Annotated in this window: 5 protein-coding genes; 1 reads left to right on the top strand and 4 read right to left on the bottom strand. The window is 72.9% G+C overall.

The annotated features are described in order from the left end of the window. Positions 1–104 precede the first annotated feature (104 nt). Positions 105–770 (bottom strand): hypothetical protein, encoded by a 666-nt coding sequence (locus WDV06_RS36450; protein WP_395514094.1) that lies wholly within the window; start codon positions 768–770, stop codon positions 105–107. Positions 771–817: 47 nt separating this feature from the next. Here WDV06_RS36450 and WDV06_RS36445 point away from each other — a divergent pair, with 47 nt between their 5' ends. Further along, positions 818–1,006 (top strand): DUF5703 family protein, encoded by a 189-nt coding sequence (locus tag WDV06_RS36445; protein WP_395514093.1) that lies wholly within the window; start codon positions 818–820, stop codon positions 1,004–1,006. A 67-nt stretch (positions 1,007–1,073) separates the two neighbouring features. On the opposite strand, the gene WDV06_RS36440 is transcribed toward WDV06_RS36445, so the two are convergent. From WDV06_RS36440 to WDV06_RS36430, 3 genes are all read right to left on the bottom strand, one after another. Next, a complete protein-coding gene (locus WDV06_RS36440; RefSeq protein ID WP_395514092.1) occupies positions 1,074–1,847 on the bottom strand; it encodes a chaplin in 774 nt (257 codons plus the stop codon). A gap of 153 nt (positions 1,848–2,000) precedes the next feature. After that, complete coding sequence (gene chpH, locus WDV06_RS36435; protein ID WP_042816431.1) at positions 2,001–2,234, bottom strand: chaplin ChpH; 234 nt, start codon at positions 2,232–2,234, stop codon at positions 2,001–2,003. A gap of 136 nt (positions 2,235–2,370) precedes the next feature. Further along, positions 2,371–3,696, bottom strand: coding sequence for a M20/M25/M40 family metallo-hydrolase (locus WDV06_RS36430; protein ID WP_395514091.1), 1,326 nt, complete (start codon positions 3,694–3,696; stop codon positions 2,371–2,373). Between the last annotated feature and the right edge of the window lie 242 nt (positions 3,697–3,938).

Below are 3,938 nucleotides of genomic sequence, written 5' to 3'. Positions count from 1 at the left end.
CGGGGGCCGGGGGGGGGCCCGGGGGGCCCCCCCGGGGGGGGGGGGGGCCGCCCCCCCCCGGCGGGGGCCCCCCCCCCGGGGGGGGGGGGCCCCCCACCGCGTTCTCAGGCGGGAGCCAGTCCGGAGGGCGCGGCGGGGCTGCCGTCGGTGTCGTCGTCCTCGAAGTACTCCCCGTCCTCGTCGAAGACGGAGCTGACGTCGAACCGGTGCAGGACGTCCTGCGGATCGGTCTGGCCGAAGGGGGAGCCCAGCCAGTCCCCCGGTTCCGCCACCTCCTCCAGTGCGGCGATCCAGAGGGTGGAGTCACCTTCCTCCAGGCCGAAGTCCTTGGAGCGGGAGGCGATCTCGTCGGGCTCGTACTCCCCGAAGAGCACGCCCAGCGCTCCGCCGGTCCCGCCGTCGTCGATGAGTTCGGCGTCGCGGTCGTGCGCGGCGACCCGCTCGGCCTGGGCGATCAGCCGGGCCGGTTCGACGACGGCGTAGTCGCGGCGGATGAGCACGCTGAAGGCGGCGGGCTCGGCGGGGCCGGTGTAGCGGGCCCCGGTCTCGGGCGTGGGGATCTCGAAGGGGGTGACCTCGTCGTAGCGGTCGTAGAGGAGTTCGTCGTACTCCTCGGCGGCGGCGGCGAGTTCGTTGAAGGCGGCGTAGACGGCCGGGTCCTCGTCCCCGATCCTGCTCTCGACCGCGGCGAGGTGACGGTCGAGAGCGGCCTTGACCGCCTCGGCGGCGGCGCGTACCTCGGCAACAGTGGGCAGAGCGGCATCAGACATAGTGCAGACGCTATCCGTAGCGGGCCGGTGCCCGCACAATAGATGCGATGCCGGAATACGAATTCGTCGACGTGTACGTGCCCCGCGGGACCCCCCGCAAGGAGGCGACCCGCCTGCTGACCGACCATGCCGAGTACGGGCATTGGGAGCTCGACCGCCTGACCCTGTACCAGGACGGCAGCCGCCGCGCGCGGCTGCGCCGCCGGATCATCCGCCAGGTCAGAGCCACCTGGTGACCGTGCGGTGGCCGCTCGCGCGACGACGCGGGCCCCGGTGGTCCGGGGCCCGCGTCGTGGCGGTGCGTCAGGCCGCGCTGCGGGCGCGCCGGTAGAGGACGGTGCCGGCCAGCAGCAGCCCGCCCGCGAGCGGGAGGCCGGCCGTCATGGCGTCACCGGCGCCGGTCGCGGCGAGCCCCGCGCCGGGCGTCGTACCGGTGTGGGCCGCCGGGGTGGTGGAGCCGCCCGATCCGGGGCCGGTGGAGGTGCCGGGCGTACCGGGGGTGCCCGTTCCGGGGGTGCCCGTGCCCGGGGTGCCCGGGGTCTGACCGCCCGGGGTGCCGGGGTGCTGTCCGCCGCCCGGGTTCTGGCCGCCCGGGGTGCCCGTCCCGGGGGTGCCGGGCGTCTGACCGCCCGGGGTGCCGGGGTTGCCGCCGGGGGTGTGTCCGCCCGGGGTGCCGGGGTTGCCCGGGTGGCCGGGGTGCTCGCCGCCGGGGTGCCCGGGGTGTTCCGGCTCGTCCTCGTCGCAGTCCTCGTCGCCGTCGTCCGGGTTGCCGGGGTGCCCCGGGTTGCCCGGGTTCCCGGGGTGGCCCGGGTGCTGCGGGCCGCCGGACTCGTTGGCGCAGCGGTTGCCGAAGGCCGGGTTGAGGCCCCCCACCACCGTGACGGTGTTGCCGCAGGCGTTCACCGGCACGTCCACCGGCGCCTGCACGTTGTTCCCGGACAGCAGGCCCGGGGAGTTCGCGGCGTGCCCGGAGGCTCCGGCGTCCGCCTGCGCGTATCCGCCGCCGAGGGCGAGGACACCCCCTGCCGCCGCCATCGTGATCAGCGTCTTCCTCGTGACCTGGACAGGTCGTCGCATCTGTACTCGTCCCCTGGTGTGTGCGTTCGCGCGGCGCGCACAGGCTGTCGCGGGCTCCCCCGCCTGCCACGCCGACATGATCCGGATCCGGGCCGTAATGCCCGGCGGCCCCGGAGCGCTGGATTGCGCTCCGGGGCCAGAACTTCAGAAGCGTCAGGCGTTGACGCAGGTGTTGCCGAAGGCCGGGTTCAGCAGCGCGATCACGTTCACGGTGTTGCCGCAGACGTTGACCGGCACGTGCACGGGAACCTGGACGACGTTGCCGGACGCGACACCGGGGGAGCCGATGGCCGCACCCTGGGCACCCGCGTCGGCGGCGGCGAGACCGGCGCCCGCGAGAACGAGACCACCGGTGGCAGCCGCAGCGGCGACAACCTTCTTGAGCATTGTTCCTCCTAGTAGGCAATGCGGTCCCAGCCGCGGACCGCACCACCTGTAACGAGGAGGGATCACCGGGGCTACGAGCGTATGAGCGCATTCACTCTTCTCAGTGGAATGCGCACACCTTCCCGAATCCCGGGCGTTAGGCGTGGTCGAGGAAACGGTCGAGCACGCGTACGCCGAACTTCAGGCCATCGACCGGAACCCGCTCGTCCACGCCGTGGAACATGCCCGCGAAGTCCAACTCCGGCGGCAGCTGGAGCGGCGCGAAGCCGAAGCAGCGGATGCCGAGGTCGTCGAAGGACTTGGCGTCCGTGCCCCCGGAGAGCATGTACGGGACGGCGCGGGCGATCGGGTCCTCGGCCCGCAGGGCGCCCTGCATGGCGTCCACGAGCCTCCCGTCGAAGTCCGTCTCCAGCGCCTTGTCCGCGTGCACGTCCTCCCGCTTGACGCGCGGCCCGAGGATCCGGTCGAGGTCGGCGAAGAACTCGTCCTCGTAGCCCGGCAGGAAGCGGCCGTCCACGTGCGCCGTGGCCTGGCCGGGGATGACGTTGACCTTGTAGCCGGCGCCGAGCATCGTCGGGGCGGCCGAGTTGCGCAGCGTCGCGCCGACCATCTTGGCGATCCCGCCGAGCTTGGCGAGGGTGGCGTCCATGTCGTCGGGGTCGAGCGGGGTTCCGAGCGCGTCCGAGAGTTCGTCGAGGAAGTGCCGAACGGTCTTCGTGACGCGGACCGGCCAGGTGTGGCGGCCGAGGCGGCCGACGGCCTCGCACAGCTCGGTGATCGCGTTGTCGGTGTTGGTCATGGAGCCGTGACCGGCCGTGCCCTCGACCGTCAGCCGCATCCAGTGCATGCCCTTCTGGGCCGTCTCCACCAGGTAGAGGCGGAGGTTCTCGTTCACGGTGAAGGAGAAGCCGCCGACCTCGCCGATCGCCTCGGTGACGCCCTCGAAGAGCCCGGGGTGCTTGTCCACGAGGTGGCGGGCGCCGTAGGTGCCGCCCGCCTCCTCGTCCGCGAGGAAGGCCAGCACGATGTCGCGCGGGGGCTTGCGCCCGCTGCGCATGCGGTCGCGCACGACGGCCAGCGTCATCGCGTCCATGTCCTTCATGTCGACGGCGCCGCGGCCCCACACGCAGCCGTCGGCGATCTCGCCCGAGAAGGGGTCGTAGGTCCAGTCGGCGGCGTTGGCCGGGACCACGTCGGTGTGCCCGTGGATCAGCAGCGCCGGCCGCGAGGGGTCCTCGCCCTCGATGCGCGCCACGGTCGAGGCGCGGCCCTTGTGCGATTCGAAGATCTGCGGCTCCAGCCCGACCTCGGCGAGCTTCTCGGCGACCCACTCGGCCGCCTTGCGCTCGCCGGGGCCCGAGTGGTCCCCGTAGTTGCTGGTGTCGATCCGGATGAGGTCCCGGCAGAGGTCGACGACCTCGTCCTGGCCCGAGACGGTGTGGCCCGCGCCCGATGCGCTCACGCTGTTTCCTCCCACTGATCACGTACCGGCTGTCTCCCCATCCTCCCGCCCGGGGGCGCTCTCCCCAAGGGCGGTCCGTCAGCCGGAGGGGGTGTGATCGAGGACCCCGGACTGTTTGGTAATGTTTTCCACGTCGGAACGGCCGCGAGGCCGGGAGGCACACACCCGGTCCGGGTGGCGGAATGGCAGACGCGCTAGCTTGAGGTGCTAGTGCCCTTTATCGGGCGTGGGGGTTCAAGTCC

The sequence above is a fragment of the Streptomyces racemochromogenes genome (assembly GCF_044129415.1).
Classification (GTDB): domain Bacteria; phylum Actinomycetota; class Actinomycetes; order Streptomycetales; family Streptomycetaceae; genus Streptomyces; species Streptomyces racemochromogenes_A.
Note: the sequence above shows the minus strand (reverse complement) of the source record. Positions and strands in the feature narration are given on the sequence as shown.